The organism is Pannus brasiliensis CCIBt3594, from assembly GCF_036688125.1.
In the GTDB taxonomy this organism is placed as follows: Bacteria; Cyanobacteriota; Cyanobacteriia; order Cyanobacteriales; family Microcystaceae; genus Pannus; species Pannus brasiliensis.
The window spans coordinates 65,696-92,550 of record NZ_JBAFSM010000016.1 but is presented as its reverse complement, the minus strand read 5'-3'; the positions used below and the strand labels follow the sequence as shown (position 1 = coordinate 92,550).

The 26,855-nt window shown below is 51.3% G+C and carries 27 protein-coding genes and 1 tRNA gene; 14 read left to right on the top strand and 14 right to left on the bottom strand.

Annotated features, from left to right (window positions below):
* Positions 1-301 precede the first annotated feature (301 nt).
* The 3 genes from V0288_RS10540 to uvsE all read right to left on the bottom strand — a co-directional run bounded on the left by V0288_RS10540 (position 302) and on the right by uvsE (position 2,405).
* A complete protein-coding gene (locus V0288_RS10540) occupies positions 302-553 on the bottom strand; it encodes a BolA family protein (RefSeq protein WP_332865045.1) in 252 nt (83 codons plus the stop codon).
* 80 nt (positions 554-633) lie between these two features.
* Positions 634-1,284, bottom strand: coding sequence for a hypothetical protein (locus V0288_RS10535; RefSeq protein WP_332865044.1), 651 nt, complete (start codon positions 1,282-1,284; stop codon positions 634-636).
* A 107-nt stretch (positions 1,285-1,391) separates the two neighbouring features.
* Positions 1,392-2,405, bottom strand: coding sequence for a UV DNA damage repair endonuclease UvsE (gene uvsE, locus V0288_RS10530; protein WP_332865043.1), 1,014 nt, complete (start codon positions 2,403-2,405; stop codon positions 1,392-1,394).
* A gap of 149 nt (positions 2,406-2,554) precedes the next feature.
* Between uvsE and V0288_RS10525 the strand changes: the two genes are divergently transcribed.
* The 4 genes from V0288_RS10525 to grrM all read left to right on the top strand — a co-directional run bounded on the left by V0288_RS10525 (position 2,555) and on the right by grrM (position 6,487).
* A complete protein-coding gene (locus V0288_RS10525) occupies positions 2,555-3,757 on the top strand; it encodes a PQQ-dependent sugar dehydrogenase (RefSeq protein WP_332865042.1) in 1,203 nt (400 codons plus the stop codon).
* A gap of 241 nt (positions 3,758-3,998) precedes the next feature.
* Complete coding sequence (grrP, locus tag V0288_RS10520; protein WP_332865041.1) at positions 3,999-4,898, top strand: extracellular substrate binding-like orphan protein GrrP; 900 nt, start codon at positions 3,999-4,001, stop codon at positions 4,896-4,898.
* Positions 4,899-4,911: 13 nt separating this feature from the next.
* Entirely contained in the window at positions 4,912-5,313 is a 402-nt protein-coding gene (gene grrA / locus V0288_RS10515; RefSeq protein ID WP_332865040.1) for a GrrA/OscA1 family cyclophane-containing rSAM-modified RiPP, read from the top strand.
* Between the two features lie 4 nt (positions 5,314-5,317).
* Positions 5,318-6,487: a cyclophane-forming radical SAM/SPASM peptide maturase GrrM/OscB gene (gene grrM, locus V0288_RS10510; protein WP_332865039.1), complete on the top strand. Its 1,170-nt coding sequence runs from the start codon at positions 5,318-5,320 to the stop codon at positions 6,485-6,487.
* Between the two features lie 124 nt (positions 6,488-6,611).
* On the opposite strand, the gene V0288_RS10505 is transcribed toward grrM, so the two are convergent.
* The gene (locus V0288_RS10505) at positions 6,612-7,346 is read right to left on the bottom strand and encodes an ABC transporter permease (RefSeq protein WP_332865050.1); all 735 of its coding nucleotides are present in this window, start codon (positions 7,344-7,346) and stop codon (positions 6,612-6,614) included.
* 267 nt (positions 7,347-7,613) lie between these two features.
* Between V0288_RS10505 and V0288_RS10500 the strand changes: the two genes are divergently transcribed.
* Both V0288_RS10500 and V0288_RS10495 read left to right on the top strand, forming a co-directional pair.
* Positions 7,614-8,306 (top strand): Crp/Fnr family transcriptional regulator, encoded by a 693-nt coding sequence (locus V0288_RS10500; RefSeq protein ID WP_332865038.1) that lies wholly within the window; start codon positions 7,614-7,616, stop codon positions 8,304-8,306.
* 328 nt (positions 8,307-8,634) lie between these two features.
* Positions 8,635-10,047 carry a DUF3696 domain-containing protein gene (locus V0288_RS10495; protein WP_332865037.1) on the top strand — a complete coding sequence of 471 codons (1,413 nt, stop codon included), beginning with the start codon at positions 8,635-8,637 and terminating at the stop codon, positions 10,045-10,047.
* Between the two features lie 62 nt (positions 10,048-10,109).
* Here the strand turns inward: V0288_RS10495 and V0288_RS10490 are convergent, their stop codons facing one another.
* Positions 10,110-10,781, bottom strand: a complete 672-nt coding sequence (locus V0288_RS10490; RefSeq protein ID WP_332865036.1) for a potassium channel family protein — start codon at positions 10,779-10,781, stop codon at positions 10,110-10,112.
* 77 nt (positions 10,782-10,858) lie between these two features.
* A complete protein-coding gene (locus V0288_RS10485) occupies positions 10,859-11,341 on the bottom strand; it encodes an EVE domain-containing protein (protein WP_422661954.1) in 483 nt (160 codons plus the stop codon).
* A 258-nt stretch (positions 11,342-11,599) separates the two neighbouring features.
* Between V0288_RS10485 and V0288_RS10480 the strand changes: the two genes are divergently transcribed.
* A complete protein-coding gene (locus V0288_RS10480; RefSeq protein ID WP_332865035.1) occupies positions 11,600-12,952 on the top strand; it encodes a sensor histidine kinase in 1,353 nt (450 codons plus the stop codon).
* Here the strand turns inward: V0288_RS10480 and V0288_RS10475 are convergent.
* The 3 genes from V0288_RS10475 to V0288_RS10465 all read right to left on the bottom strand — a co-directional run bounded on the left by V0288_RS10475 (position 12,953) and on the right by V0288_RS10465 (position 15,308).
* Positions 12,953-13,025, bottom strand: a tRNA-Glu gene (locus V0288_RS10475).
* Positions 13,026-13,208: 183 nt separating this feature from the next.
* Positions 13,209-15,074: an ABC transporter ATP-binding protein gene (locus V0288_RS10470; protein ID WP_332865034.1), complete on the bottom strand. Its 1,866-nt coding sequence runs from the start codon at positions 15,072-15,074 to the stop codon at positions 13,209-13,211.
* A gap of 30 nt (positions 15,075-15,104) precedes the next feature.
* Positions 15,105-15,308: a hypothetical protein gene (locus V0288_RS10465; protein WP_332865033.1), complete on the bottom strand. Its 204-nt coding sequence runs from the start codon at positions 15,306-15,308 to the stop codon at positions 15,105-15,107.
* Between the two features lie 2 nt (positions 15,309-15,310).
* On the opposite strand from V0288_RS10465, the gene V0288_RS10460 reads away from it, so the two are divergent.
* From V0288_RS10460 to V0288_RS10435, 6 genes are all read left to right on the top strand, one after another.
* Positions 15,311-16,204 (top strand): S66 peptidase family protein, encoded by an 894-nt coding sequence (locus V0288_RS10460; RefSeq protein ID WP_332865032.1) that lies wholly within the window; start codon positions 15,311-15,313, stop codon positions 16,202-16,204.
* Between the two features lie 178 nt (positions 16,205-16,382).
* Positions 16,383-17,360 carry an SDR family oxidoreductase gene (locus tag V0288_RS10455; protein WP_332865031.1) on the top strand — a complete coding sequence of 326 codons (978 nt, stop codon included), beginning with the start codon at positions 16,383-16,385 and terminating at the stop codon, positions 17,358-17,360.
* A gap of 23 nt (positions 17,361-17,383) precedes the next feature.
* On the top strand, positions 17,384-18,301 hold the full coding sequence (locus V0288_RS10450) for an NAD(+) kinase (protein ID WP_332865030.1): 918 nt from the start codon (positions 17,384-17,386) through the stop codon (positions 18,299-18,301).
* Positions 18,298-19,074 (top strand): ion transporter, encoded by a 777-nt coding sequence (locus V0288_RS10445; protein WP_332865029.1) that lies wholly within the window; start codon positions 18,298-18,300, stop codon positions 19,072-19,074. The genes V0288_RS10450 and V0288_RS10445 overlap by 4 nt, the downstream gene beginning before the upstream one ends.
* Positions 19,075-19,284: 210 nt before the next feature.
* On the top strand, positions 19,285-19,761 hold the full coding sequence (locus V0288_RS10440; RefSeq protein WP_332865028.1) for a Uma2 family endonuclease: 477 nt from the start codon (positions 19,285-19,287) through the stop codon (positions 19,759-19,761).
* Positions 19,762-19,903: 142 nt separating this feature from the next.
* Positions 19,904-20,146 carry a ChaB family protein gene (locus V0288_RS10435; RefSeq protein WP_332865027.1) on the top strand — a complete coding sequence of 81 codons (243 nt, stop codon included), beginning with the start codon at positions 19,904-19,906 and terminating at the stop codon, positions 20,144-20,146.
* Between the two features lie 68 nt (positions 20,147-20,214).
* Here V0288_RS10435 and V0288_RS10430 read toward each other — a convergent pair whose 3' ends face one another.
* The 4 genes from V0288_RS10430 to ftsH form a co-directional block, all read right to left on the bottom strand.
* Positions 20,215-20,403, bottom strand: coding sequence for a hypothetical protein (locus V0288_RS10430; RefSeq protein ID WP_332865026.1), 189 nt, complete (start codon positions 20,401-20,403; stop codon positions 20,215-20,217).
* Between the two features lie 16 nt (positions 20,404-20,419).
* Positions 20,420-20,614: a DUF2795 domain-containing protein gene (locus V0288_RS10425; RefSeq protein WP_332865025.1), complete on the bottom strand. Its 195-nt coding sequence runs from the start codon at positions 20,612-20,614 to the stop codon at positions 20,420-20,422.
* Between the two features lie 210 nt (positions 20,615-20,824).
* Positions 20,825-22,345, bottom strand: coding sequence for a circadian clock protein KaiC (gene kaiC / locus V0288_RS10420; protein WP_332865024.1), 1,521 nt, complete (start codon positions 22,343-22,345; stop codon positions 20,825-20,827).
* A 171-nt stretch (positions 22,346-22,516) separates the two neighbouring features.
* On the bottom strand, positions 22,517-24,502 hold the full coding sequence (ftsH, locus tag V0288_RS10415; protein ID WP_332865023.1) for an ATP-dependent zinc metalloprotease FtsH: 1,986 nt from the start codon (positions 24,500-24,502) through the stop codon (positions 22,517-22,519).
* Between the two features lie 339 nt (positions 24,503-24,841).
* Here ftsH and ccsB point away from each other — a divergent pair, with 339 nt between their 5' ends.
* Complete coding sequence (ccsB, locus tag V0288_RS10410; RefSeq protein ID WP_332865022.1) at positions 24,842-25,825, top strand: c-type cytochrome biogenesis protein CcsB; 984 nt, start codon at positions 24,842-24,844, stop codon at positions 25,823-25,825.
* 459 nt (positions 25,826-26,284) lie between these two features.
* On the opposite strand, the gene V0288_RS10405 is transcribed toward ccsB, so the two are convergent.
* A complete protein-coding gene (locus tag V0288_RS10405; protein WP_332865021.1) occupies positions 26,285-26,617 on the bottom strand; it encodes a KGG domain-containing protein in 333 nt (110 codons plus the stop codon).
* Positions 26,618-26,855: the final 238 nt, after the last annotated feature.

Genomic DNA, 26,855 nt, shown 5'->3' with positions numbered 1-26,855 from the left:
CGTCCCTCTCGTCTGGCGCATTTACCAATGTATCGAATCTGCCAAGGATTGTCAAGCTTTTTTGAAAAAAAAGTTTTTTGGGGGTGGAAGCCCTGCGGGATAAAGGGTTTGGCTGTTCACGGGCTTCGCGGACGAGAATAATACAATATATTTCTTTGGTAATCTTCTAGGGGAACACGGGGAAAGGCGAGGGTAAAAAATCCGCAAACGCTTACGGGTAGGGAGTTTGGCGGGAGATAAAAAAAGGGAAGGGCGGGCTTTCGCCCACCCTCGATCGATTGACCCTCTCGCTATTTCCCGGTTATTTTCGCGCGTCCCAGGTTTCGGGGGTGAAGGTTTGCAGGGCGAGGGCGTGGATGGCTTCGGTGGCTAACGCTTCCTGTAGCGCGCCGTAAACCATTTGGTGTTGTTTGACGCGGGTTTTGCCGGCGAATTCGGTGGAGATGACGATCGCTTCTAGGTGATCGCCCCCACCGGTTAAATCGCGGATCATCACGCGCGCGTCGGGGATTTTGTCTTGGATCATCGTTTCTACTTGCCGGAAGTCAACCATGTAAGCTCCTAAAAAAGTACGGATAGGTTCCCGATCTTATTTTGACCGATCGCCGGGAACCGAGGGGTAGTGTCGGGCGCTTACTGACGCGCGTTGGGGGTGGGGGCGGGGGCGGCGGAAGTGGGGGGAGCGGCGGGAGAACCGAAGGGAGTGCTAACGAATCCCATCTCGTAGAGTTGTTGATAGCATTTTTGCCCGAGTTCGCTGGTGGGGTTTTGGGATTGAATGACTTGGATGAGGAGGGGGACGGCTAATTCGGGCTGATTTTGCGCCCTATGGACGAGCGCGAGTTGATAGGTGGCTTCGTCGCGGGATTGTCCGGTGGTTAGGGCGCTCTGCCTTTGCGCGTCGAAGACTTGGGGATCGATGCCGGAAAAACTGTTGGCGAGTTGAAGGTGATAGTTTGATAGTTGGTTGAAAACCCGGCGGGCTTGGTTGAGTTTGTCGGCGGCGAGGGTGTAATTCCCGGCGTTGATGGCGGCGCTCGCTTCTTGCATCAAGCGTTGTCCTCCCTGGTAACTGAGGAGGCTATCGGCTTGATTGAGGGGTTTGAGTTCGTCGCTGGAATCGGGAGTTTCAGCGGGTTGAGCGGGTTGAGCGGCGGGCGCGGGGCGCGAGGCGGGAGGTTTGGCGGGGGATTGCGATCGCGCGATCGGAGCGATCATCAGTAACCCGATGGCGGTGGAAAGGAAAAGATAGGGGATACCGTATCGGGAGTTTCGTTTTAGCATAAAAATTAGTCGATTAACCGTATTGATGGATGGGATAGTTATCGATCGAGGCTGTAGCTAGAGTAAGCGTTTTCCCGCGGCCGGACAACTGCACTATCGTAGCTTTTTTACGGCCTTTTCGATGTTTTACCGGATCTCGATCGAGTAGGACGTTTCTTTTTATCATTAGTATCCATCGCCGGGGAATTTTCCGATCGACCGAGCCATTCCCGCTCTAAAAGGGCGATCGCTCGTTCTTTGGCTTTCGCCTCGATGTCTATCCAGGGAACTTGACGGAAAGCGCCGGGCATTTTTTCGATGAGATCGCTATGTTCGGGGTCGTGGAAGGCGGTTTTTCCGTTGGAGATGTGGACGAGTTGCCAGTCGGGATCTTGCCAGGTGGTGCGGGCGAGGGCTACCATTTCGGCGACTCTCGGATCGTCGTAACTTTCGAGTTTTTCGTGGATAACGTGATGGTGAGCGTCGAAACACATGGCCACGCCGGTTTTTAAACAGATTTCGGCGATTTCGGTGGCACTGTAGGCGTATTCGTCGTTTTCTAGGGTTAATCGCTGGCGGATGTTGTCGGGTAGGGTTTGGATGACGTTGACGAGACGTTCGGAGCGATCGCTTTTTCCCCCGTGGATATTCATCGGCGCGAACTGGGAACGGGGGAGATCGAATCGATCGAGCCATCCGGCCTGTGTTTGGAGAATTTTCCGGCTATTTTCGATCACTTCCGGTTTATCGGAGTTTAAAACGACAAATTGATCCGGGTGAAGGGTGAGGCGGATTGAAAATCTTCTTGACTTTTCGCCGATTTCGTGCATGGTCTCGGTAAATTCGTCGAGGACGGTTCGCCCGATCGCCTCGTCGGAAAAAGGGAATAAATTCGAGGAGAGACGGTAGAGAAAGATGTTTTCCCGGTGGCAGAATTCTAGGGCTTTATGGAGACGACGGAGGTTTTCCGCGTAGAGGTCGCGTAGGGTTCGTTCCTGTTCGGCCGTGGATAGGGAAAGTAAGCGTTTCCGGGTGACGGTTCGATAGCGAACTTCATCGCCGGCGGTGATACAGATTAAGCCTAATTTCGGTGTATCGGATGAATTATGGGCTTGAATAGGAGAATTGGATAGAGCTTGCATGGAGGGAAGAGGACGATCGAGAACGGATTTACCTTACGCTGAATTTAACGTAAATATCACGACCGATAGGGATAGAAACCCGATCGCCCGATATAAGATGGCGATAGAAGTTTCGATGGCGATCGATTAACTGGAGCGAGGTTGAAAAAATGCTTGTCTCGATTCCCCGTATTTCTTGGAAATTCTGTCAAGCTTTTCTCGCGATCGTCCTTATTTCCGCTTGCGAGGGGAATGTTCGGGAGGGAAGTATTCCTGGAGATAGTAGCGCTACCAGAAACGCGGCTATCCCCGCGAAAGCGGAGGAAAAGGTTAATGTCCGTCAGGTAACGGTGATCGAGGGGTTGGAACATCCGTGGGGAATGGCCTGGCTACCGTCGGGGGAAATGTTAATTACCGAACGTCCGGGACGGTTGCGGGTGGTGAGGGGGGGAAAATTAGATCCGACCCCGATCGCGGGAGTTCCGGAGGTGTTCGCGGTCGGTCAGGGGGGATTGTTGGATGTCGCGGTTCACCCGGATTTCGCTCGAAATCGCCTGATTTATTTCACTTACGCTTACGGTAACGAGTCGGCGAATCGTACCCGTGTCGCGCGCGCGGTTTTCGACGGTAAACGTTTACGGGATGTTAGGGTGATTTTCGAGGTGTCGCGGACGAAAACGGGGAGTCAGCATTTCGGTTCGCGGCTGTTGTGGCTATGGGACGGGACTTTGTTGGTTTCGATCGGGGACGGGGGCAATCCTCCCCTACAATTCGATGGTAAATTGAGCCGCGAACAAGCGCAGAATCGGGCGATCGAGTTGGGCAAGATCGTTCGGATCGAGGATGATGGTTCGATCCCGAAAGATAATCCTTTTCCAGGTTCTAAAATTTGGAGTTACGGGCATCGTAATATTCAAGGGCTGGCGATCGATCCGACGACCGGACGCGTTTGGTCAACGGAACACGGGGCGAAAGGGGGAGACGAGTTAAATCTCATCGAGAAGGGGAAAAATTACGGCTGGCCGATCATTTCCGCGAGTCGCGATTATCGGACGGGAGAACCGGTTTCGGAACAGAAATCCCGTCCGGGAATGGTCGATCCGAAATGGGTCTGGACACCGGCGATCGCTCCTTCCGGTTTGGCATTTTATACGGGGAATCGGTTTCCCGCGTGGCGAGGGGATCTGTTCGCGGGGGGATTGGTGGCGAGATCGGTCATCCGGATCGATCGGGACGCGTCGGGGAAGGTGTCGGGACAGCAATCGATCGAGATCGGTCAACGGGTTCGAGATGTGCGTCAGGGGCCGGACGGATTTCTGTATATTCTCACCGATGAAGAAAACGGGCGGTTAATTCGACTCGAACCGAAGTAGGAGATAGGAGGGAGGAGGGAGGAGGCAGGAGGCAGGAGGCAGGAGGCAGGAGGCAGGAGGCAGGAGGAAAACGTTACCGATTCAATTGTTTCCTATTTTGGCGACCTAATATTCCTCATCATCGAGAGAATGGGTTAAAGCTGTCAAGATTTGGAAAATTTACAGAAATTATCATGTAGGGTTCGATCGAATTTAACGAGTTCGGGTAGACTCTTAAAAGTACGGTAGGAGTCGATCGAGGATGCTAAAAAAGCTACAGTTCGCCGGGTTAGGCTTGTTGTTGCCGTTTCTATTGGCGAGTCCGGTTAAGGCGGAAACGGTGGTCGAGAAAGTGGCGAGGACGGGATTTTTGACGGTGGGAACCCGTTTTGACCTGATCCCTTACGCTTACGTGAACGATAAAGGGGAATTGGTCGGGTACTCGATCGATGTTCTCGAACGGATTCGGGCGCGTTTGCAGAAGGTTCTCGGTCGTCCCGTGACGTTACAGATGGTCGAGGCTAACGATCCGGGGCAGAAAATCAACCTTCTGCGCGGTGGCGAGATCGATATCGCGTGCGATACGGCGTTTACCTGGGAACGGGCGAGAGTGGTGGATTTTTCGACGAGTTACTCGCTTTCGGGGGTTCGTTTACTGGCGAAAAAAGGCGCGAATCTCTCGACTCCCGAATCGTTAGTCGGCAAACGGATCGCGGTTCTTCGCAATTCGACCGCCGGGGATGTTTTAAAGTTGGTTCAGCCGAAAGTCACGATTACTAGCGATTTCGCGACGGTAGAGGAAGCGATCGCGGCGTTAAAAACGGGCAAAATCGACGCGCTCGCGGGCGATAGCGTGATCTTGGCGGGAACGATCCTACGGGATAATCCGACCGCGTTCGAGATAGTTCCGGAGGAACCTTACGCCCGTTTCGGATTCGGCTGTATGGTTCCGGAGAATAATTCTACTTTCCTCGATGAAGTGAATTACTCGATCGTCGGTATGATGCAGGATTACGTGACCGGGGACGTTGCTACCGTGGAGAAGATCGATCGATGGTTCGGCCCGTCGGGACTGGTTCCCCTTCCCGCGGAACTGATCAAAGGTTTCTTCGCGTTCACGATTATCGATCACGCGCAGATACCCCCGGAAAATAATAAATAGGAGGATAGATACAGTGAATTTTCAGAATCGATCGGGTTTAGTCGGATTTCTGCTCGTTATCTCCGCACTATCGGTTCCCGCGACGGCACAGGCTACGGGCGATCGACCCGCGACCGTCGAGGCGAGATTAAGCCGGCTTTCCGCGGCGGTACGAGAACGGGCGGAACAATTGCCCGAGTCTGCCGAAGATCCGACCTTACAGGCCCTCGGTTGGGGAGATGGCCGGGGTGGCACTTGGGTGAACAGTCGCGCCGGTGGTTGGGCGGACGGACGCGGCGGTGCTTTCGGCAACGCCCGTCCCTGGCGGAATGGCTGGGCCGACGGGGGTAGTTTCTGGAATTCCCGTCCGGGTTGGGTGAACGGCGGAAGTTTCGCCAATCGCTCGGGAGGGGGAGGCTTTATTAATCGTCGGTAAAACTATGGAAAAGTTCGCGGGTTTCGATCGATCGGAGTTCGGCCCGATCGGTTTGGTGGTTATCCAGCCGACCTCGTTTTGTAATCTCGATTGTGATTACTGTTATTTGCCCGATCGACAGGTAAAAAACACGTTATCTCTCGATCTGATCGAGCCGATTTTTCAGCGAATTTTTACCAGTTGTTTCCTCGGTGATGATTTCACGATCTGCTGGCACGCGGGGGAACCTCTGGCGGTTCCGGTGAGTTTTTACGAGTCGGCTTTCTCGAAGATAGAAGCTTTGAGCGATCGATATAACACTAACAATTATTATTTCCGTCACTCGGTTCAAACCAACGCCACGTATATTAATGACGCGTGGTGTGAATTGTTTAAAAAACACTCGGTTCATGTCGGGGTGAGTATCGACGGGCCGGAATTCCTGCACGACGCGCACCGAAAAACTCGCAAGGGATTAGGAAGTCACGCCGCCACGATGCGGGGAATTTCTTTTTTACAAAAGCACGATATCGAGGTACAGGCGATCGCGGTTCTGACGGAAGATTCCCTCGATTATCCCGATGAAATTTTTAACTTTTTTTGGGAAAACGGGATAACGGATGTAGGATTTAATCTAGAGGAAACCGAGGGAGTTCACGCGGGTTCTTCGCTGGATAAAGTGGGTATCGAGGAGCGTTATCGCGCGTTCATGGCTCGATTCTGGGAGTTGGTAACGGCGAAAGAAGGGCGGTTTAAACTGCGAGAATTTGAAGTGATCTGTAGTTTGATTTACGCGGACGATCGGATGGAAAATACCGATATGAACCGTCCTTTTGTAATTGTTAATATCGATTATCAGGGAAATTTTTCTACTTTCGATCCCGAATTACTTTCGGTGAAAACGGAGACTTACGGGGATTTTATTTTCGGGAATGTTCTGTCGGGTTCTTTCGAGGAGGCTTGTGATACGGAGAAGTTCCGGCGCGTTTACGAGGATATGAGCGCTGGAGTGGTTGCCTGTCGGGAGACTTGCGAGTATTTCGGGGTTTGCGGGGGTGGTGCGGGAAGTAATAAGTATTGGGAGAATGGAACCTTTCGATCGACCGATACGAAAGCCTGTCTCTATCGGATTAAATGCGTGACGGATCTGGTTCTCGATCGACTGGAAAATTTACTCGAATTAGAACCGACTTGAAGGAAGCATAAAAACAAGAGACATTTAACTTCGGGTTCGATCGAACCCCTTGCTTGTTGGGTTTCACTTCGTTCAATCCAACCTATGCGAAAATTTTTTAGTCAATCAGGAGATAAAGTCAAACTTAAGCGCCCATTCCAGAATAATGCCGTAGTCCTTTACGCCATAGCCAACGGTTGAGAAAGAAGAAGACGATTCCCCACGAGGAGATTACTAGAATTCCGCGGCCGAGGTTGACGGGAAGATCGATGAGTAGGGCGGCGGGAAAATAGATGAGATAAGGGAAAGGAGTCCAGAGAACCACCTCGCGAACGGCTTCGGGAAAAACTTCTAGGGGCGCGATCATTCCCGAGAGAAAGATATAGAAAAGATACCAGAATTGTTCGAGGGCGTTGGCGCGTTCGGTCCAGAAGGCGAGCATGGCGAAGGTATATTGAATGGTAAAGCGAACGGTGAAGGCGAGAACGATCGCCATCGCGAAGAGTAATACACTTTTAATACTGGGAACCCAAAATGCGCTCGGGTAGAGTAAGAAGAAAAGAACGATAAAAAAGACAATAAAGGGTAAACGGGTGATTTTTTCCGATAAATGTCGGGCGACGTGATGCCAGACGGGATCGATCGGTTGGAGAAGACGGAACGAGAGAATTCCCTCGATAATCTCGCGCTCGAACTCCCAGATCACCCAAATCGTCGTGAATTGTCGCACGAGAAACACCGCGAAAAAGTAACGGGCGAATTGTAGGGAGTCGAGACCGAAATTTCCGCGTCCGGAAGCCTGTATCCAGACTCCCATCAGGATCAGCGGTAGAGATCCCGCCAGCGCCCAAAGGAAGATTTCCGCCCGATATTCGAGCATATGGGCGTAATAGGTAGAGAGTAGGGTTATCGCTTTCCGGTACACGCGGGATTCTCCTCGATTCGGTGCTTTGTACCAGCTTATCTCGAAACGATGATATACCGGGGGGCGGCGATCGAGGTGCCGAAACGGGAAGAGGCGCGATTTTCCGGCGAACGGAACGCTATCGACCGTCCCGGAACGATCGAGCGGGCGCTGACGGAACGGTAAAATTTTTGTTACATTGGTTTACGAGTCTCTTCGTTTACCTTTCGGGTTTAGTTTTTCATGTCGTTGTCGCCTCCGTTTTCCGATTTTTCTCTGTCTTCCGGGACGGGAACCGAAATCTTCAATTGGGCGAAATCCCATTACCGCGATCACACTTTCGCCAAGGATGAACGGGTGATCACGAGATCCGGTTTACTGTATTTCGTGGAAAAAGGGGCGGTTCGCATCGTCGGTAAGGCACAGGTCAACGTGACCGATAAACAATCGCGGAATCCCGCCGCTAACGCCGAAAGCGAGGAAGTTTTTCTCGGATTCGTCGGCTCGGGGCAACCTTTCGAGATCGTTTCCCGATTTCCCTTTCAGTTAGTGGCGCAAGCGCACGTCGAGGAAACCGAGATAGTATGGTTGTACTGGGAAGATCTCGATCGCTGGCCCCACTTTCGCGCCTCGATCATGGAAACGTTCCGCTACCAACACCAGCGCAAGCTATTCTGGTTAAGTATTCTCGGACAGAAACGATCGATCGATCGCTTGATGGGTTTTCTCGTTCTCCTGCTGGAAGAATACGGCCAACCCTGTCCGGAAGGCTACTACCTCCCCTATTCTCTCACCCACGCCCAGATCGCCAGCGCGATCGGCACGACACGGGTAACGGTAACGCGTTTGATCGGGAAATTACGCCAGCAAAATTCGCTCTTTTTGCAAGACGATCACCTGATCGGTTTACCGAGTCTATTTTTGAGTCAAAATTAAGCTCGATGGGCATTTTTCGAGATTTTCGCCGGTTGGAACGGATAGCTTTTCTCGATCTCGATCGCCTACGGGAAAGGCCGATATTTCGCGCGAGATCGAGGGTTCGATCGCTAGATTCCGAACGATAATCGATGATATGGCTAACAGAAGGCGGGAAATCCCGCCTTTTGACTTTTTTCCCATCGTTTCGCGGTATGAATGACCGTCCTCTTCCCTTTTGGGAACCCGCGAGGGATAATGAAACGGGGAGGGAGATCGATCGTTGCCTCGCGTCGGTGAAGCGATCGGGTTCGATCGGGCCTTTCAAGTTTTCATTCCGAGACCGAATATGTTTAAAAACCTCAGATTCCAAAACTTTAAATCTTGGAAAGATACAGGAGATATCGAACTCGCCCCGATCACGGGATTCTTCGGTACGAATAGTTCGGGAAAATCCACGATATTACAGTTTCTATTGATGCTAAAGCAAACGGTGGAATCGAGCGATCGAAAAAGAGTATTATATACAGGAGACGATAGGAGTTATGTCGATTTAGGCACATTGTACGATATCGCTTACCATCATAATATTCCCAGTCAAATTATCTTTGATATAGAATGGCAGTTGCCTTATAACAATAGTTTTATGGATTGTACTACCATACCGGGCAATCTAATGATATATCGTTATGACTATCTTAAATTTACCGCTTCGATTCAATTAAAATATACGGATATTTTTGTTAATGAATTTCACTATAGGATCAATAATCTAATCCGTCGGAATTCTCAAACATTATCTTTCGGGATGAAAAGAAACTGCCCGGACTCCCAAAAAGAATTACACACCTCTCCCCACTATGAACTCGTTACCGAAGGCTATAACGTACAAAGTAAAAGTGAATCAGGACTAGAAACCTTTTTCGAGCCGCTCAAAAGCTACGGGTTTCCCAATCAAGCTCTTCTTTCTTTTATAAATACAGATTTTTTATCTGATTTTACCTTGGCTTTTGAAAAGGCTTTCCAAAAAATTTATTATCTCGGCCCGCTTAGAGAATATCCAAAACGCTTTTATTCATGGGCTGGTGAAAGACCGCAAGATGTGGGTAGGCGAGGTGAATTATCGATTCCAGCTTTACTCGCCTCTCGAAATCTTGAAAAAATCAAGTCCAGAGAGGAAGAAACAGAAATTAGTCTAGAAGAAAAAATCGCTATCTGGTTAAAAAAATTGGGTTTAATCGATAGTTTTCGAGTGGAGCCGATCGCGGAAAATCGTCAATACTATGAAGTTCGAGTTCGTCGTTCTCCTAATTCGTCGGAAGTTTTAATTACAGAGATAGGGTTCGGGGTTTCCCAGATTCTGCCCGTTCTCGTTTTATGTTACTATGTTCCCGAAGGTTCGACAATTATTTTAGAACAACCGGAAATTCATCTTCATCCCTCGATTCAAGCGGGACTCGCCGATGTGTTTATCGACGCGATTAAAACCCGTGACGTGCAGATCATTCTCGAAAGCCATAGCGAACACCTTTTGCGTCGTCTACAACGTCGCGTCGCCGAAGAGAAAGACGGATTAACCGCTCCGGATATTCAACTATACTTCTGTAGTTCTCAGGAAAACGGTGATTCGCAGTTACGCCCTTTACAGATCGATCGCTACGGGAATATTATGAACTGGCCAGAAAATTTCTTCGGGGATAAAATAGGAGATTTTTTCGCGGTGACCGAAGCGGCAATGAAACGTCAGATGGAAAATGAATAGGTATCGGAAACAATTATCGATACAAACCGGTCCCGATGTTGTTTCTCCGAAAAGATAATCAACTAATCCTCTCTTTTCTCCGCCTCGTATAATCCTACCAAACGCGCGATGACGATCGCCGGGAAAAGTTGACCGATAATCGCCTCGACATTTGCCAGACTCATCGCGATGTGATTTTGCGGGGTAATATCCCCGTACCCTACCGTCGTCAGGGTAATAAAGCTAAAATAATTGAGTTTATAAATATAGTTTTCAAGCGTGATATTAGAAAAAGCGTTACTGTCGAATAGACAGATAATTTTAAAAGCGATTCCCCAGAGAAATCCGATCATTAAATACACGCAGATAGCCCCCCGTAAAACCTCCGCGGTAACTTTTGTTTTTTGAAATAAATCTTGACCGATTGCGAGAATCGATACCCCGATAAAAGAGGATTGAAAGATTGCCGATGCCAACAGAAACCAACGCTCGTAACTGGACTCCCGCGCGGCCAAAAAAAGATCGATTAAAAAAAACAATACAGCGAGAGTTTTCAGGACTTGTAAAGTAATACTAGAAGTTAAAATGGTTTTTAGAATAATCAAATTTAAGCTCAAAAAGAGAATGGCTATTACCATTCTTAATAACCAAGCATTTAAGAGGGAAGGGGTGAAAAAAGCAAAGAGAAGAACGATGAGAAGTTTCGTGTAATGATGTTCACCACGCTTGAGTCTTAGCCATTTCTGCCATTCCATAAAGCTACCCTACCGTACAATTTCGCTGGAGTTATCGGGGAAGGATCGCTCGATCGTGACACTCCTTCCCCGATCGATCAGGTTTCTTCCACGCCGATTGTATCATCGACCATCGCGAGAATCCTCTCGGCGATCGAGCGATCGACCGGCATCACCGATAAGCGATTTCCCGTCCGTACCAATAATAATTCATCGACGCTAAATGTTTGTTTTAAGGTGGCGAGAGGAAGAGTCCGATCGAACGATCGATCGAATTCCACCCGCACCGTGAACCACCGCGGCACTTCCGAGGTAGATCTCGCGTCGAAATAGGGACTCGATCGATCGAATTGGGTGGGATCGATCACTCCCGTTTCTACCACCCGCGTTAACCCGACGATTCCCGGTGGCGTGGTATTCGAGTGATAGAAAAAGGCGAGATCGCCCCGTTTCATCTGTCGGAGAAAATTCCGCGCCTGATAATTCCGCACTCCGTCCCAAAGCGTCTGTCCGTCTTTTTCTAAGTCCCCGATGCTATAAACCTCGGGTTCCGATTTTAGTAACCAGTAATTGATATTCATTTTCTATCTCGCGCGGTCTCAAAGCGAAGGATACAGTAAAAAAAACAAACCCTGAAAAATAGAGGATATCGAACATCGCGATGCACCAACCGGAGATTAGAAAGTAGTTGAGGCTACAAAAACGCTCTGCCTCGGAACCGAGTCAGGGGGATTTTGCTTTACCATAAGTAACGTTTATAACCTTATACCTTCCCGGGACAAAATTTTTACTTTTTACGGCCGACTTTGAGTATTTATTCCTGATTCCCCTCGCGATCTATGTTTCAAGCGACCCGGCGCCGGTTGGCCCTATGGTACACGGCCGTTACGGCGATTTTACTCCTGCTGTTCGCCACGGGAATGTTCCTGTACGTGCGGCATACCCTCGTCGATCGAGTGGACGACACCCTGAAGCACGTTATCGAGGTGGTGAATCGTTCCCTCGTCATCCAGTCCCTCCCTCCCTCTCAAGGACGCTATCAGGTCGATATCGCCGCGAGTTTCCCCGGTCAGAGTAAATCGGTGGAGGACGATCGCATCGATCTCGAATGGTTCGACCCGCGGGGCAATTTACTCTGGTCTACCCTTGCCGAATCCCCGGACATTCCCCTGCATCCGAACCGTATCGGGGAAACGATCCGTTTGTCGGACGGGCATTTTTTGCGACAGGTGACGGAACGCGTGGAGATCGATCACCATGTGCTCGGTTATCTGCGGGTGAGTCATCCGTGGTTCGAGGTAACGAAACCGATCCGGCAGTTATTACTCGATTTAAGCGTCGGGTTGGGGTTCACGATCGCCTGCGTGGCCGCGATCGGTTGGTTCCTGTCGGGATTGGCGATCGAACCGGTCAAAGAATCCTACCAACGTTTAAAACAATTTACCGCGGACGCGTCCCACGAACTGCGGAACCCGATCGCCACCATTCAAACCAACGTTCAGATGGCTCTCGCTTACCCGCAAACGGGACACCAGCGATTAGAGGTAATCGATCGACTCACCGGCCGTTTAGGCAATCTCGTTAACGATCTCCTCTTTCTCGCGCGTTCCGATAGCGGTATCGTGCAGACGAAATTTCAACCGGTTCCCCTCGACGCGCTATTGATGGAAGTGATCGAGGAACAGCGATCGAGCGCGGACGAGAAGGGGATTTCCCTGTCTCTCTCGATCGTCGATCCGGAAACCGATTCTTCCACCTACAGCGAGGAAATGTTCACCTTACCCGGAGATTGGGATCAATTAGCCCGTCTTTTCACGAATGTCATCTCGAACGCCATGAATCACGCGTTTATCGCCTCTTCTGAATCTCGATCGATCGAGGTAGAGTTACAGCAAACGAAACGCGATCGGCACGGTGTCCTACAGGTAAAGGTGAGGGACAACGGGATCGGCATTCCCGAAACGGATCTCCCGCGACTGTTCGATCGCTTCTACCGTCTCGATCCGGCGCGCCAGAATCGGGCCGTCACCGGGGGAACCGGTCTCGGACTGGCGATCGCCCGCGCCATTACCGAGAGCCATCACGGACAGATCGCCGTCGAGAGCGCGCTCGATCGGGGGACGACCTTCACCGTCACCTTACCGAAAAACCCGATTCGAGAAACGAGATCGGGTCGATCGGATGTTTTTTAATACCCCCAAGGGAATTCGAATCCCTGTCGCCTCCGTGAAAGGGAGGTGTCCTAGGCCACTAGACGATGGGGGCGTGGATTTCAGACCTTTTTTACTATAACCAGAATCTCTCCAGAAGTCAAGGGGTCGCTCGAAAATTTTTTTTCAGCCGTAAGGTGGATTAGCGAAGCGCGATCCACCAAGCAGAAGCGTAAATCGGCAAAACCCCTTCGTGTTAGCTCTTCCCGCCTCCTGCCCCCTGCCTTCCCCGACGATTTCACCCGGCTACCGTGAGCGGTTTCGGGATCGAATTGATGAGCTTGCGGGTATAAGCGCTCTCGGGAGAATTGATAATCTCGTTCGCGGTGCCGATTTCCTCGATTCTCCCCTTGTTCATCACCATGATGCGATCGCTCATAAATCGCACCACGCTTAAATCGTGTGAGATAAAAATATAGGTAAGATTAAATTCCTGTTGAAGTTCTTTTAACAGGTTTAAAACCTCCGCCTGTACCGAAACATCGAGCGCCGAAACCGATTCATCGCAGATAATAAATTGTGGGTTTAGCGCGAGCGCTCGGGCGATACAAACCCGCTGTCTCTGTCCTCCCGATAATTGATGGGGATAGCGATCGAACCACGTCGGATCGAGTTTTACCCGATTTAATAAATACTCTACCCGCTCCCGTCTTTTTCGTGGATTCCCCCCCGTATTATGAATCGTCATCGGTTCTAAAATCGCGTTGCCGATCGATAGACGGGGATTGAGCGAATTATAGGGGTTTTGAAAGACGATCTGCATCTCCCGTCGTAACAGCCGTAATCCGCGATCGCCCGGTTTTAATTCCGCCAAGTTCTCCCCGTGGAACCAAATATTCCCGGAGGTCGCGGGAATCAACCGTAAAATCGTTCTCGCTAACGTCGATTTCCCACATCCCGACTCGCCGACTAAGCCGAGTGTTTCCCCCTGTTTCACCACGAAACTAATATCATCTACCGCATTAAAAAAGCCTTTTGCCTGTCCGAAAATACCTTTCACGGGAAAGCGAACGGAAAGATGCTCCACGGTTAATAAATTTTCGTGATCTCGCAGTCTAACTAATCGTTCTTTTTCCTCTTCTAGATCGATCATCCGCACCGGGGGAGGAGTGATTTCCGTTAGGGAAATAATTTGACCTTTACTATCTTTCTCGATCTCCAGAAAATCGCTGACGGTGGGTAACTTCTCCGGACGAGCGTTCAAACGGGGACGACACGCGAGCAAGCCTTTCGTGTAGGGATGACGGGGATGATATAAAATTTCTTCCTTCGCTCCCTGTTCGACAATTCGCCCGCGATACATGACCACGACTTTATCGGCGATCTCGTTAATCACTCCGAGATCGTGGGAGATAAAAACCATCGACATCTCTCGATCGCTCTTGCAAAGATCGCGCAGGAGTCGTAAAATTTCCGCCTGTACGGTGACATCGAGCGCGGTCGTCGGTTCATCGGCGATTAACAGCGTCGGATTACAGGAAATCGCCATCGCGATCATCACCCGCTGTAACTGTCCTCCCGATAGTTGATGGGGATACCGTTTCAGTAAACTTTCTTTCTGTTCTCGAATATAATTTCTAATCGCTTCTGTAACGTGACCGTCCGTGTTAAAAGTTTCTAGATAACGGATTTCTAACTCTTCATCGCTCGGTAATAATCTAACTTCCTGTAGGAGAGCGATCGCCTGATTTTTCGCCTGTTCTGGCGTGACGTTCTGATGTAGTCGGATCGCCTCGGTAAGTTGAAAACCGATGTTATAAACGGGATTTAAAGAACTCATCGGTTCTTGGAAGATCATGGCGATCTCTCCCCCGCGATAGTGGCGCAATTGTTCGGCGGGAATTTTTAATAAATCGACGGGATCGATCGCCTGCCCTTTCGCCGGACGTAACCGGATCTCTCCCCCGGTAATCTTGCCAGGCACGGGAACCAATCCCATCAACGCTAGAGAGGTGACGGATTTTCCCGATCCCGACTCGCCGACACAGCCGAGAACTTGCCCTTTTTCCAGTTGAAAACTAATGCCATCGACGGCGATCGTCGTTTTTTGATCGCTCGAAAATTCTACCCGGAGATCGCGCACATCGAGAACCGTGTCACCCATAGCTACTTGACTCGTGAATTTACAAGGATCTTAACCGATCGATGGGGAGTGAGGAGGTGGGGGGATTAGAAAGGCGATCGTTTGCTTTAATTGATAGCGGTACAGGAATAAGCTAGGACGGGTGAGAAACTTGTAAGTATTTTCCTCCTGTCTCCTGTCTCCTGTCTCCTGTCTCCTGTCTCCTGCCTCCTGCCTCCTGCCTCCTGCCTCCTGCCTCCTGCCTCCTGCCTCCAATTATGATGATTCCGCCATTTTTACAATCCGGTGATTTAGTACGTGTCGTGGCTACTAGCGGCGCGCTGAAAGAGTTTGACGCGTTCGATCGAGGGGTGGAGATCTGGCGATCGAGGGGTTATAGTGTAGAGTTCGGGCAAAATTTCGATCGCCGTCACGGGTATCTCGCGGGAACCGATGCGGAACGTCGTCAGGGTTTACGGGACGCGTGGCTAGATCCCGATTGTAAGGCGATTCTCTGCGCGCGGGGCGGCTACGGTAGCGCGCGGTTGTTAGAAGATTGGACTTGGCCGGAAATCGATCGACCGAAATGGATCATCGGTTTTTCCGACGTGACGGGGATTCTCTGGAGTCTCGCGCGGCAGGGAATCACGGGAGTTCACGGGGCCGTATTAACCACTGTAGCGGAGGAAAGCGCCCGATCGCTCGATCGACTGTTCTCTCTCGTCGAGGGTGGGGAAATCGAACCCTTAACCGGGGAAGGATGGGGAGGGGGAAAAGTCTCGGGACGCTTGTTACCGGCGAATTTAACCGTCGCCACCCATTTATTAGGGACACCGGTACAGCCGGAGTTAGACGGGGTGATTCTGGCGCTGGAAGACGTGACGGAAGCGCCCTACCGGATCGATCGAATGTTAACCCAGTGGCGCGCCAGCGGAGTTTTCCAAAAAGTAAAAGGGATCGCGCTGGGACGGTTCAGCCGTTGCGAACCGCCGATCGGTAGCGATAGCCAGACCGTGGAAGAGGTATTAAAAGATCGCTTGGGAGATTTACAACTCCCGATCGTTTCCGGCTTATCCTTCGGCCACGACGGCGAAAACCTCGCTTTACCGGTAGGAACCCCCGCGGAACTGGACGGCAACGAGGGACGCTTAGAAATTTTCCCCTTGAAATAGTTAAGAGAAGGCAGGAGGCAGGAGGCAGGAGATGAGGGAATTTAGATCGCTTATTTCTCCCCCATCTCCCGACACCCGACACACCACCCGAAAATTCTTTCCCGGCGCTCGTGACCCGGTGAACCGCTTTTTGCTACTATCTTAGAGAAACGTTAAAATTTGTAACAAATTCTTATAGATGAAAATATTGATTGTCGGTGCGACGGGTACGCTAGGGCGACAGATCGCGCGTCACGCTCTCGATAAAGGACATCAGGTACGCTGTTTAGTGCGCGGTCAACGGAAAGCGGCTTTTTTGAAAGAATGGGGCGCGGAATTGGTCGGGGGAACCCTGCTAGATAAAAGCACGATCGCCTCTGCCTTAGAAGGGGTGGACGCGGTGATCGACGCGTCCACGGCGCGGGCGACGGATTCTCTTAGCATAAAACAGGTAGATTGGCAAGGAAAAGTTAATTTAATTCAAGCGGCGAAAACCGCGGGGGTCGATCGCTTTATCTTCTTCTCGATCCTCAACGCGGAACAATATCCCGACGTGCCGTTAATGGAGATTAAATCCTGTACCGAGAGATTTCTAGCGGAATCGGGATTAAATTACACGATTCTCCGTCCTTCTGGCTTTATGCAGGGGATAATCGGTCAATACGCCATTCCCATCCTCGATAATCAGGCGGTGTGGATCACCGGGGAAAGCACGCCGATCGCCTATATGGATACCCAGGATATCGCCAAATTCGCCGTTCGCGCCCTAGAAGTTCCCGAAACGGGCCGTCAGACCTATCCCGTCGTCGGGCCGAAAGCCTGGAAAGCGGAAGAAATTATCGAATTATGCGAGAGCCTATCGGGGAAAGAAGCGAAGATTTGGCGTTTACCGATCGGATTACTGCGTACTACCCGAAAAATAACCCGTTTCTTTCAGTGGACGTACAATATCTCCGATCGACTCGCGTTCGCGGAGGTAGTCGTCAGCGGGAAACCCCTAACCGCGGATATGGCGGAAGTTTATCGGGTGTTCGGCCTTGATCCGGGGGAAACAACTACCTTAGAATCCTATCTACAGGAATACTTCAGCCGCATTCTCAAGAAGCTAAAAGAGATCGACTTCGAGAAGCAAAAAGCTCAGAAGAAGAAAAAGACTCCCTTCAAAAAGAAAGCGTGAAACCGCCATAGGAACCTCGATCGATGCCCAAAATCGGCATTATCTACAACGACATCAAGCCGATCGCTTGTAAAACCGCCTATCAGATCCAGGAACAATTATTAAGCGGGGGCTGGGAAGTGATTATGGCGACCGGCAACGGTGGCTTACTCGGTCACTCCCGTCCCGGCCGTCCCGTCTGCTTCACGCCGATCGAACAGTTGATCCCGCCCGGATTCGATACGGGTTTGAGTTTCGCGCTCATTCTCGGTGGGGACGGGACGGTACTTTCGGCGGCGCGTCAGTTGGCCCCCCTCGATATTCCCCTGCTGGCCATCAATACCGGTCACATGGGCTTTTTGACCGAAATTTATCTAAATCAACTCCATTCCGCCTTAGAACAGGTTTTACTGGGCGAATACAGCTTTGAATGTCGTTCCACGCTCACGGTCAGCCTATATCGGGAGAACGCGTTAATCTGGGAGGCATTATCGCTCAACGAGGTGGTCGTTCACCGCGAACCGTTGACGAGTATGTGTCATTTCGAGATCCAGATCGGTCATCACGCGCCGGTGGATATCGCCGCCGACGGGGTGATCCTTTCGACTCCCACCGGATCGACGGCTTACGCTCTCAGCGCGGGCGGCCCGGTGTTAACCCCGGATATTCCCGTTTTACAGTTAGCCCCTATCTGTCCCCATTCTCTCGCCTCTCGATCGCTCGTGTTTTCCGATCGGGAAACGGTGAATATTTTCCCGGCCACGGATAACGAGATGGTGATGGTGGTCGATGGCAACGGGGGCGCGTATATCGTGTCGGACGATCGGATTCATATCGAGAAATCCCGCTACACCGTCCGTTTTATCCGTCTACAACCGCCGGAATTTTTCCGTATCCTGCGGGAAAAATTGGGTTGGGGACTGCCGCACATCGCGAAACCCACCTCGGTAGAACTGCCGTGAGGGAATTTCGATCGAGGGTCGCTTTCTATTTAGAGGACGTGACGACCTCGATCGGTCTGACGGTCAATCTGGTTATTCTCGGATTGATTCTCGTTTCCCTGGGAATTTACGTCGCCCAAACCTATCCTTTACCCGAAACCCTACAGTTTTGGTTCCGTCAACTCGATCTAGGGATTTTAACACTTTTTACCCTCGAATATTGTATCCGATTTTGGTGCGCCGAGTCGAAAATAAAATTTATTTTTAACATTTTCTCGATCATCGATCTGCTCTCGATCTTACCGTTATTTTTCGGTATTTTCGATATTCGATACTTTCGGATCTTTCGCTGGTTTAGAATTCTCCGAATCATCCGCTTTTTCGGTTCCCGCGGTTCTATCTTTCAGGTCAAGACCGCGGATCAACTGGTTTTCACGAGAATTTTACTCACCTTATTCTCGATTATTTTCGTCTACGCGGGCTTGATTTATCAGATAGAGCATCCCGTGAACCCGGAAGTTTACCGAACATTTTTCGACGCGTTTTACTTCGCGGTGGTGACGATGACCACGGTAGGATTCGGGGACGTGATCCCGTTATCGGACGGGGGAAAATTCGTCACGGTTCTGATGATTTTAACCGGAGTGGTGTTAATCCCGCTCCAGATTAGCGATCTGACGAAACAATTACTTCGATCGAACTCCCGTATCGAGAATCCCTGCCCGAAATGCGGTTTATCCAGCCACGACACCGACGCGAATTTCTGTAAAAATTGCGGGACGAAGTTAACTTAGGAAACGGAAAGCACGGCGATCGTTCTTGATTCACCAGCGACCCTAGATAAATGGGAGAGGGTTTTAAGCTGATAACCTCTAGCAATGCTTTCCGGTAAGGGGGCGTGATTTTCCGACGATCTCGCGGACCGATCGAACCCCGATCGAGAAATTCGATCGCCTCTCTAAAATAACGATTATAATAAAAGTAACCGTCCGAAAAAAAAAGCTATGAAATGGGAAGAAGTCCTCGCGAATCCTCGCTTACAAGATCTCCCCTTTAAAATCGAACTCAATAAATGGGGTCAACTGGTAATGAGTCCCGTAAAAATCAAACACTCTTTCTATCAGGGAAGAATTCAACGTTTACTAGAATCGTTGTTAAAAACGGGCGAGGTCATGCCGGAATGCGCGATCGAAACTACTGACGGGGTGAAAGTGGCCGATGTGGTCTGGTGTTCTTCGGAAAGATTCGCTCGAATTGAAGAGGAAAGTGCCGCCTCGATCGCTCCCGAAATCTGCGTGGAAGTAAAATCCGCCAGTAACCGTATCGAGGAAATGGAAGAGAAGAAAAATTTATATTTAGAAGCGGGCGCGATCGAGGTTTGGTTATGCACCGAAAACGGGGAAATTAAATTTTTCGATCGACGGGGAGAATTACAGAGATCTTCGATCGTTCCCGATTTCCCCCGACAGATCGAACGCTAAAGATTACGACTTCTAATTACGACAAACAAAAATATAATTTTCTCTCCGAAGAAATAGCTCGATCGTATCTCTAGAAAGATGACCGTTCTCGAAGTTCTCCGGTTTGATAAATAATACAGTCTGTAATCTGGAGGGAAAGAGAATGCCGTATGAAACGATCGAAGACTTACCGGCGGACTTAAAAGACTCGATGCCGGAAGGAGCGAGACGGATTTTTGTCGCCGCGTACCGGAGCGCGATGTCGGACGGGTTAAACGAAGAGGACGCGAGACAGGTCGGTTTTAACTCTCTCCGAAATATGTACGTGCGAAATGCTAACGGTCAGTGGGAACCGAAACCCGAAGAGATCACGGGAAATCCAACCGGAGCCATGTCCGGCTCTTAAAGGTTCTCTCGATCGCCTCGCTAAAAACGCGCTGAAAAAGGGTGGTTTATCGCCACCCTTACATTCGTTTATTCGCGATCTTTAAATAAATCCCCTCGCAGGTCTTCGGGCGCGTTTTCCGGCATTTGCGGGGCGACCATCGGATTCTCGACTAACTCTCGGGGATTGTCGGGGAGAGGGGGACGTTGAGAATCTAAATAATCGTGTCGCGCGTCGATCGGGCGATCGTCTACTCGTTGATCTTTATTATCCGTCATATATTTTCCCCGGAAACTATTCTAATCGGCCGATCTCGTGGCTAATATCGGTCGGTCTTTCGTAGTCTCGATCGGGCAATCGTTCGAGTAAAGACATCAGTTCCCCGTCCGCGCCCTGTTCTCGCGCGTGTTGTAGGATAGCTTCTTTATTCGCGGGATAATCTAGCCCTCGGAGGTGTTTCTGTACATCGATCGGGGTCGCTTTAGCCATAACTCTTCTCCTTTTCCAATCCTGTTTCAAGCCTAAACACTTCGCGCGGCCTTTCGTTCTAACATCGGAAAGAGATATTCAAAATACCGTTCTCTCGCGAGATAGGGATGTTATCCCGCGGGAGTCAGCGGAGGCAGGAGGTAGGAGTTAAGAAGTGGGTGTTTCTTCTACCGAATTCTTTGAACACTAAAGATTCGGCGATTCTCTCCCTCACGCTCCTTCCTCGAACAATCCGCTTAACCGTTCCACCTCGTTCTGCGCGGTGTACATGGGGGTTCCCGCGAGGATGCCGGTGACGTTGCGGAAGGGTTTGCCGATGTGCATTCCCCGGTTATCGATCGAGAACTCCCGGATATCCTTATCGTGCATCGAACCGCGCATTTTCAACACCGTGATCCCCCGGCGCATCTCGCCGTACATTTCCACGTACCGGAGAAGGATAATCGAATCGGTGATCGTGGAAATATGCGCCTCGGTGATCGAAGATCCCCCCAATAAAGTCGGGGTCGTGGAGGTAAATAATCCCCCCACCTCTTGCTGTTTAATAAACGAGGTCAGGCCGATAATAAACTCGCGGAAACCTTTGAGAGTGGAAACCCTTTCCAGCGCGGATAAACTATCGACGGCGACGCGGTTGGGTTTGAACTCCTCGATGATCTCCTTCATCATGATCAGGTGATTTTCTAACCCCGTGGTTTCCGGGTAACGGCAGACGACTTTTAATTTCCCCTCTTTCTCCATGCGATCGTAATCTACCCCCCACCCGGTCGCGTTTCTAAATAACTGCTCGCGACTTTCCTCGAAGGCGAAAATCAGACATCTCTCGTTGTTTTTCACGCCTCCTTCCATAAATTCCGTCACCATCAGCGTTTTTCCCGTACCGGTCGCCCCGGAGACGAGAATAATCGAATCGCGGAAAAATCCTCCCCCGCACATCCGATCGAGTTCCGCGCTTCCCGACGTGATCCGGATATTCGAGGATTTCTGTTCCAGTTCGATCGCCGAGAGGGGAATGATCACCGCGCCCTTGTTGGGAATAATCGTGAAGGGATATTCCCCTTTCTGGTGATCGGTGCCGCGATATTTTAAAATCTCGATCGTTCTGCGTCGCTTCTCATCCGCTAGAACATTTCGCAGGATGACCACGTTATCGGCCACGAATTCCTCGACCCCGTAGCGGCTGATATCCCCGTACTCCTGCGTTCGCTCCGCCGTCATAATGGCGGTGACTTCTAACTCCCGCAGGGCCGAGGCTAAACGGAATAGGTCGCTTCTCACCTGCGCGCTATCGGAGAGATGGCTGAAAATCGCGCCTAACGAGTCCATCGAAACCCGTTTCGCGTTGTTTTTGCGGATGGCGAACTCGATCCGGGCGATTAACGCGCCGAGATCGTACTCTCCCGTCACCATCGGCTTTTCTTCCGGTTGCGGGGAGGCATCGACAAAAGCCCATTTCCGATCCTCCTCCCATTGACGGATATCCCAACCGAAACCGCGCATATTTTTCCGGAGGGCGACGGGGGGTTCCTCGAAGGTGACAAAAACGCCATTCTCTCCCTTTTTTATCCCTTCCGCGAGAAATTGACAGGCGAATACCGTTTTCGCGCTTCCCGCCGTTCCCGCTATTAGTGTCGCTCGCCCTTTCGGTAATCCTCCCTCGGAGAGAAAATCGAAGCCCGGTATTCCTGTTTCTAATTTCTCGATAAGTTCTGGCGGCGTACTTTGCGTCATTGTTCCTGCTATCACGCGTGGTCGGTAGAAACGCGCTATCGTCCATTGTACAGATTTCAGTCCCCGGCGAATCGTCGGATTAGCGGGCGTGGAGCGTGTCCGGCATTTCCGGCGCGAACCGAACCGATCGACCCCGCGACCCGATCGAGATTTTCGCGCCCGGAATCTCCCCTAGGAAGGAAGCGCGTTCGCCCGATTCAGGAGCGCCTGTAACTCCTCGCCCTCGATCACCTCCGTTTTTAAAAGATTCGCGGTGATTTCTTCCAATAGATCGCGATTGTAGTTGAGAATCGCCAACGCTTTCGCGTAACTCGCCTCCACGATCTGTTTGACTTCCTCGTCGATCGCTTTCGCCGTTTCCGCCCCGATCGCTCGCCGCGGACTAGGACTACCATTCCCGAGAAAATTCGTTCCTCCCGCTTTCTCGTAGGCCAGAGGGCCGAGGCTCGCGCTCATACCGTATAGCGTCACCATTCTCTCCGCGATATCCGTCGCCCGTTGTAAATCGTCGGAAGCGCCGTTGGTGACACTACCGAAAACTAATTCCTCCGCGGCGCGTCCCCCTAACAGCATGGTGATCTGTTCGGTGAACTCCCGTTCCGTCATCAGGAAACGGTCTTCGGTGGGCATTTTCAGCGTGTATCCCAGCGCGGATAAACCCCGAGGAACGATCGAGATTTTTTCCACCCGTCCCCCTCCGGGCTGAACCGCTCCGATCAGCGCGTGACCGACCTCGTGATAGGCGACCACTTTTTTCTCTTTCTCGTTCAAAACCCGGCTTTTCTTCTCCAGTCCGGCGATCACCCGCTCGATCGCCTCCTTAATGTCTTTTTGCGAGACGCTTTCCCGTCCCTCGCGCGCGGCCAGTAACGCGGCCTCGTTGACGAGGTTGGCCAGATCCGCGCCCGCGAATCCGGGCGTTTGCGTGGCGATCGATTTCAAATCCACGTCTTCCCCTAATCGCACCCTCTCGCCGTAAATTTTCAGGATTTCCAGCCGTCCCGCCAGATCCGGGCGATCGACCAACACCTGGCGATCGAACCGTCCGGGACGCAACAGGGCCGCATCGAGGGTTTCCGGGCGGTTGGTCGCGGCGAGAACGATCACCACGGCCTCTTTCGCGCTAAAACCGTCCATTTCCGTGAGAAGTTGGTTTAAAGTCTGCTCGCGCTCGTCATTACCGCCGCTCATTCCCGATCCCGAACTTCTCGACTTCCCGATCGCGTCCAGTTCATCGATAAAAATAATACTGGGGGCGTTTTTCTTGGCCTGGGCGAACAGATCGCGCACCCGCGCCGCGCCCGTCCCGACGAACAGTTCCACGAATTCCGAGGCGGAAATACTGAAGAAAGTCACCCCGGCCTCTCCCGCGACCGCTTTTGCGAGCAGGGTTTTTCCCGTCCCCGGCGGCCCGACTAACAGGACTCCCTTGGGAATTCTCGCGCCGATTTTATTAAAACGCTCGGCATCTTTGAGAAATTCGACGATCTCTTTTAATTCGGTTTTCGCTTCCTCGGCCCCGGCCACATCGCTGAACGTGATCGGGTATTTCTCGCCTTCCCCGTACACGCGGGCGCGGTTTTTATTGAAAAGTAGCGATTGTCGGGTGTCATCGTTGCGATAGAGGAAAAACTGCATGGCGGCGACGAGGACGAGAGGGGGAACGATCCAGGCGAGAAGCGTGGTGAACCAACTATTCTGCGCTACGGGAATCGCCTCGAAGGTAACGCCTTTTTTTTGCAGGATACTCGCTAATTCTGGGTTATCGACGGGAATCGTCGCTAGAAACCGACTGGTGGAGGCGGGGGGCTGTTGGGGAGAGAGCGCGGGCGAACCGGAGTGAAAGGGATTTCCCGCGTCCGGGGCGATCGATAGGGGATTTTCCGAGGGATCGGTTGCCGAGGGATCGGGGTTAGACAGGGATTCCAGGGGGGATTTGATCTGGTAGAAAATATATTGCGTGCCGATCCTAACCCGCGCGACCTCCCCGCGATCGACTTTGGCCAGAAACTCGCTGTAGGGTTCGATCGGGATATTGGATAATTCCGAGGAACGGGGAATGAAGAGATAGCCTAAAAACGCCGCTCCCGCGAGAACAAGGGCGAATTTACCGGCGCGGGGAAGACGGGACCAAGAAAATTTAGGGTCATCAGCCATAGTTCGGAGGAGCGATCGCGGCATTCACGGCGAAAAGTACATCGTACATCCTAACAATTTCCCGTCTCGATCGATGAGCGATCGTCCGGAGAGGCTACGATAGAGAGAAGTCGCCCGTACAGGAGTCAGGAGTCAGGAGTCAGGAGGCAGGAGGTGGGTTTTTGGAGGGAATGTAGAGGCGCTTCGGCCGAAGCGCACCTACCCTTGGCGAAAACTTTTCCCCTAACGTCCGGCTTGTACCCTGTTGGTTTCCGATCGAATCTTTCTTCCCGATCGAGAGAAATCCCGAATCAAAACGCTAAAAAGCGAGAAAAACCGTCAGAAATCCAGAATTAGCCCATGAATTTAGTAAGCCTCGAAAACTTTCTCGATAACACCTCGTTTTTGGTTTTATTTTTAACCATGCTGGTTTATTGGGCGGGAGCCGCTTTCCCGAGTGTTCCCCTCCTCTCGACTCTGGGAACGACGGGAGTGGCGATCGCCAATCTCTGCATCGCGACGTTACTGGGGGCGCGCTGGTTGGAAGCCGGTTATTTCCCGATCAGCAACCTCTACGAATCCCTGTTCTTCCTCGCCTGGGGAGTGACCGCGGTTCACCTGATCGCCGAATACACCAGCCGGAGCCGTTTGGTGGGCGTGGTGACGACCCCGGTGGCGATGGGGATCACCGCGTTCGCGGCGCTAACCCTCCCCGCGGAAATGCAAACTTCCGCGCCGCTCGTTCCCGCTTTAAAATCCAACTGGTTAATGATGCACGTCAGCGTGATGATGCTCAGTTACGCGACGCTGATGGTCGGTTCGCTGGTGGCGATCGCTTTTCTCGTCGTCACCCGCGGACAGGATATCGAGTTAAAGGGCAGTTCCGTCGGTACGGGCGGCTACCGTCTCCAAAAACCCGTTTCCCGCGAGGTTTCCGAACCGATCCTCGCCGAAACTAACCAAGGCGGGACGGCGGTATTATCCCCGTCTTTCACCACCGTCGCCACCCTCTCCCCCCAACGTCTGAGTTTAGCGGATACCCTCGATAACATTAGCTATCGCGTGATCGGGCTAGGTTTTCCCCTGTTGACTATCGGGATTATCGCCGGGGCGGTTTGGGCGAACGAGGCTTGGGGTTCCTACTGGAGTTGGGACCCCAAAGAAACCTGGGCGTTAATTACCTGGTTGGTGTTCGCGGCCTATTTACACGCCCGGATCACCCGCGGCTGGCAGGGACGCAAACCCGCGATCCTCGCGGCCGGCGGTTTCGTCGTCGTCTGGGTCTGCTATCTCGGCGTGAACCTTCTCGGTAAGGGGTTACACTCCTACGGCTGGTTTTTCTAGCGCGAATTTTCCTCGAAACAACGCGCCGCGGGTGGATAAATCCCCGCGGCGCTCTTTATTGATCGGTAAATTATTTATAACCGCTTACTAAACGCCGGCGGTGAATTAAGGTCGCCAACCGTTTTCAAGCTGTTTACATTGTTTAACGTTTTGTAACTCCCGTCTGTCGTTTTCTATACATTTACAAAAAAAATTAACGTTTCGTTTGCCGCTCGTGAAAATCATCTGTAATTAGCGACAAAAAAGAATATTTGTCATTTTTCAAGTATAAGTAGACAGATAAGAAGGGAATCCTACATCGTGATTGACGATTCCCCTCTTATCTCGATCGCGCGAACCCCGAAAACGATACCGGCCCCCCTCGCGAGTGGAAGGGGCCGGTGGAATTGCTAGAGAAACGGGATAGGCGAGATCGATCGGGGGCGATTTTTCGATACGATCCCCCGACTTTCCCCGCTACTATTTATTTTTATGGCTTTGGCGACCCGCTTCCGCGTGTTGTTCGCTAGTTCCGCCCCGGGTTTTGCCCTCGTTTCTTTCTTCGCCCGTGTCCTCCTCTTGCTCGTTGTCGCGTTTATGGGACTTCTTACCACCCTCGCGACCGATTTCGGCCATGTGTTCGCGATCGCGGCTAACGGCTTCCCCGCCTTTGCGTCCGGCCTCGCGGGCTTCTTCCGGGGTGAACTCGTGGGCGGTACCTTTTTCGTGAGCCGCTTTACCGCCTTTACTGGCGATCTCGCGTTGTTTGTCCTCGTCCATCGACGCGAAACCGCGTTTACTCGTATCTGCCATGATATTTCTCCTGTCGATCGATAATGTGAATCGGGTTTTCAAACGTTATATTCACGGTAATTTATCTGAAAATCCCTAACTTCCTTCTAAGAGAACATTCGATCGCTGAACTAAAGATGTACGGCTATGGCTTGAATCTCATCCGTATTTTTTCGTCGGGTTCGCAATAGCTAACAGGGCAATATATCTAGATAATCTGAAATAGATTTACCTTGCCGATTTGAAGTTAATAAGCGGA

Bases quoted from the DNA above. Each gene is read 5' to 3' on its own strand.
- grrP (WP_332865041.1), top strand. From the start codon at position 3,999: ATGCTAAAAAAGCTACAGTTCGCCGGGTTAGGCTTGTTGTTGCCGTTT.
- V0288_RS10535 (WP_332865044.1), bottom strand. From the start codon at position 1,284: ATGCTAAAACGAAACTCCCGATACGGTATCCCCTATCTTTTCCTTTCC.
- V0288_RS10525 (WP_332865042.1), top strand. From the start codon at position 2,555: ATGCTTGTCTCGATTCCCCGTATTTCTTGGAAATTCTGTCAAGCTTTT.
- kaiC (WP_332865024.1), bottom strand. From the start codon at position 22,345: ATGACGCAAAGTACGCCGCCAGAACTTATCGAGAAATTAGAAACAGGA.
- V0288_RS10460 (WP_332865032.1), top strand. From the start codon at position 15,311: ATGATGATTCCGCCATTTTTACAATCCGGTGATTTAGTACGTGTCGTG.
- ccsB (WP_332865022.1), top strand. From the start codon at position 24,842: ATGAATTTAGTAAGCCTCGAAAACTTTCTCGATAACACCTCGTTTTTG.
- V0288_RS10500 (WP_332865038.1), top strand. From the start codon at position 7,614: ATGTCGTTGTCGCCTCCGTTTTCCGATTTTTCTCTGTCTTCCGGGACG.
- V0288_RS10440 (WP_332865028.1), top strand. From the start codon at position 19,285: ATGAAATGGGAAGAAGTCCTCGCGAATCCTCGCTTACAAGATCTCCCC.
- V0288_RS10455 (WP_332865031.1), top strand. From the start codon at position 16,383: ATGAAAATATTGATTGTCGGTGCGACGGGTACGCTAGGGCGACAGATC.
- V0288_RS10540 (WP_332865045.1), bottom strand. From the start codon at position 553: ATGGTTGACTTCCGGCAAGTAGAAACGATGATCCAAGACAAAATCCCC.
- V0288_RS10450 (WP_332865030.1), top strand. From the start codon at position 17,384: ATGCCCAAAATCGGCATTATCTACAACGACATCAAGCCGATCGCTTGT.
- V0288_RS10425 (WP_332865025.1), bottom strand. From the start codon at position 20,614: ATGGCTAAAGCGACCCCGATCGATGTACAGAAACACCTCCGAGGGCTA.
- V0288_RS10495 (WP_332865037.1), top strand. From the start codon at position 8,635: ATGTTTAAAAACCTCAGATTCCAAAACTTTAAATCTTGGAAAGATACA.
- V0288_RS10435 (WP_332865027.1), top strand. From the start codon at position 19,904: ATGCCGTATGAAACGATCGAAGACTTACCGGCGGACTTAAAAGACTCG.
- V0288_RS10470 (WP_332865034.1), bottom strand. From the start codon at position 15,074: ATGGGTGACACGGTTCTCGATGTGCGCGATCTCCGGGTAGAATTTTCG.
- V0288_RS10485 (WP_422661954.1), bottom strand. From the start codon at position 11,341: ATGAATATCAATTACTGGTTACTAAAATCGGAACCCGAGGTTTATAGC.
- V0288_RS10490 (WP_332865036.1), bottom strand. From the start codon at position 10,781: ATGGAATGGCAGAAATGGCTAAGACTCAAGCGTGGTGAACATCATTAC.
- ftsH (WP_332865023.1), bottom strand. From the start codon at position 24,502: ATGGCTGATGACCCTAAATTTTCTTGGTCCCGTCTTCCCCGCGCCGGT.
- V0288_RS10430 (WP_332865026.1), bottom strand. From the start codon at position 20,403: ATGACGGATAATAAAGATCAACGAGTAGACGATCGCCCGATCGACGCG.
- V0288_RS10505 (WP_332865050.1), bottom strand. From the start codon at position 7,346: ATGCTCGAATATCGGGCGGAAATCTTCCTTTGGGCGCTGGCGGGATCT.
- V0288_RS10405 (WP_332865021.1), bottom strand. From the start codon at position 26,617: ATGGCAGATACGAGTAAACGCGGTTTCGCGTCGATGGACGAGGACAAA.
- uvsE (WP_332865043.1), bottom strand. From the start codon at position 2,405: ATGCAAGCTCTATCCAATTCTCCTATTCAAGCCCATAATTCATCCGAT.
- V0288_RS10480 (WP_332865035.1), top strand. From the start codon at position 11,600: ATGTTTCAAGCGACCCGGCGCCGGTTGGCCCTATGGTACACGGCCGTT.
- grrM (WP_332865039.1), top strand. From the start codon at position 5,318: ATGGAAAAGTTCGCGGGTTTCGATCGATCGGAGTTCGGCCCGATCGGT.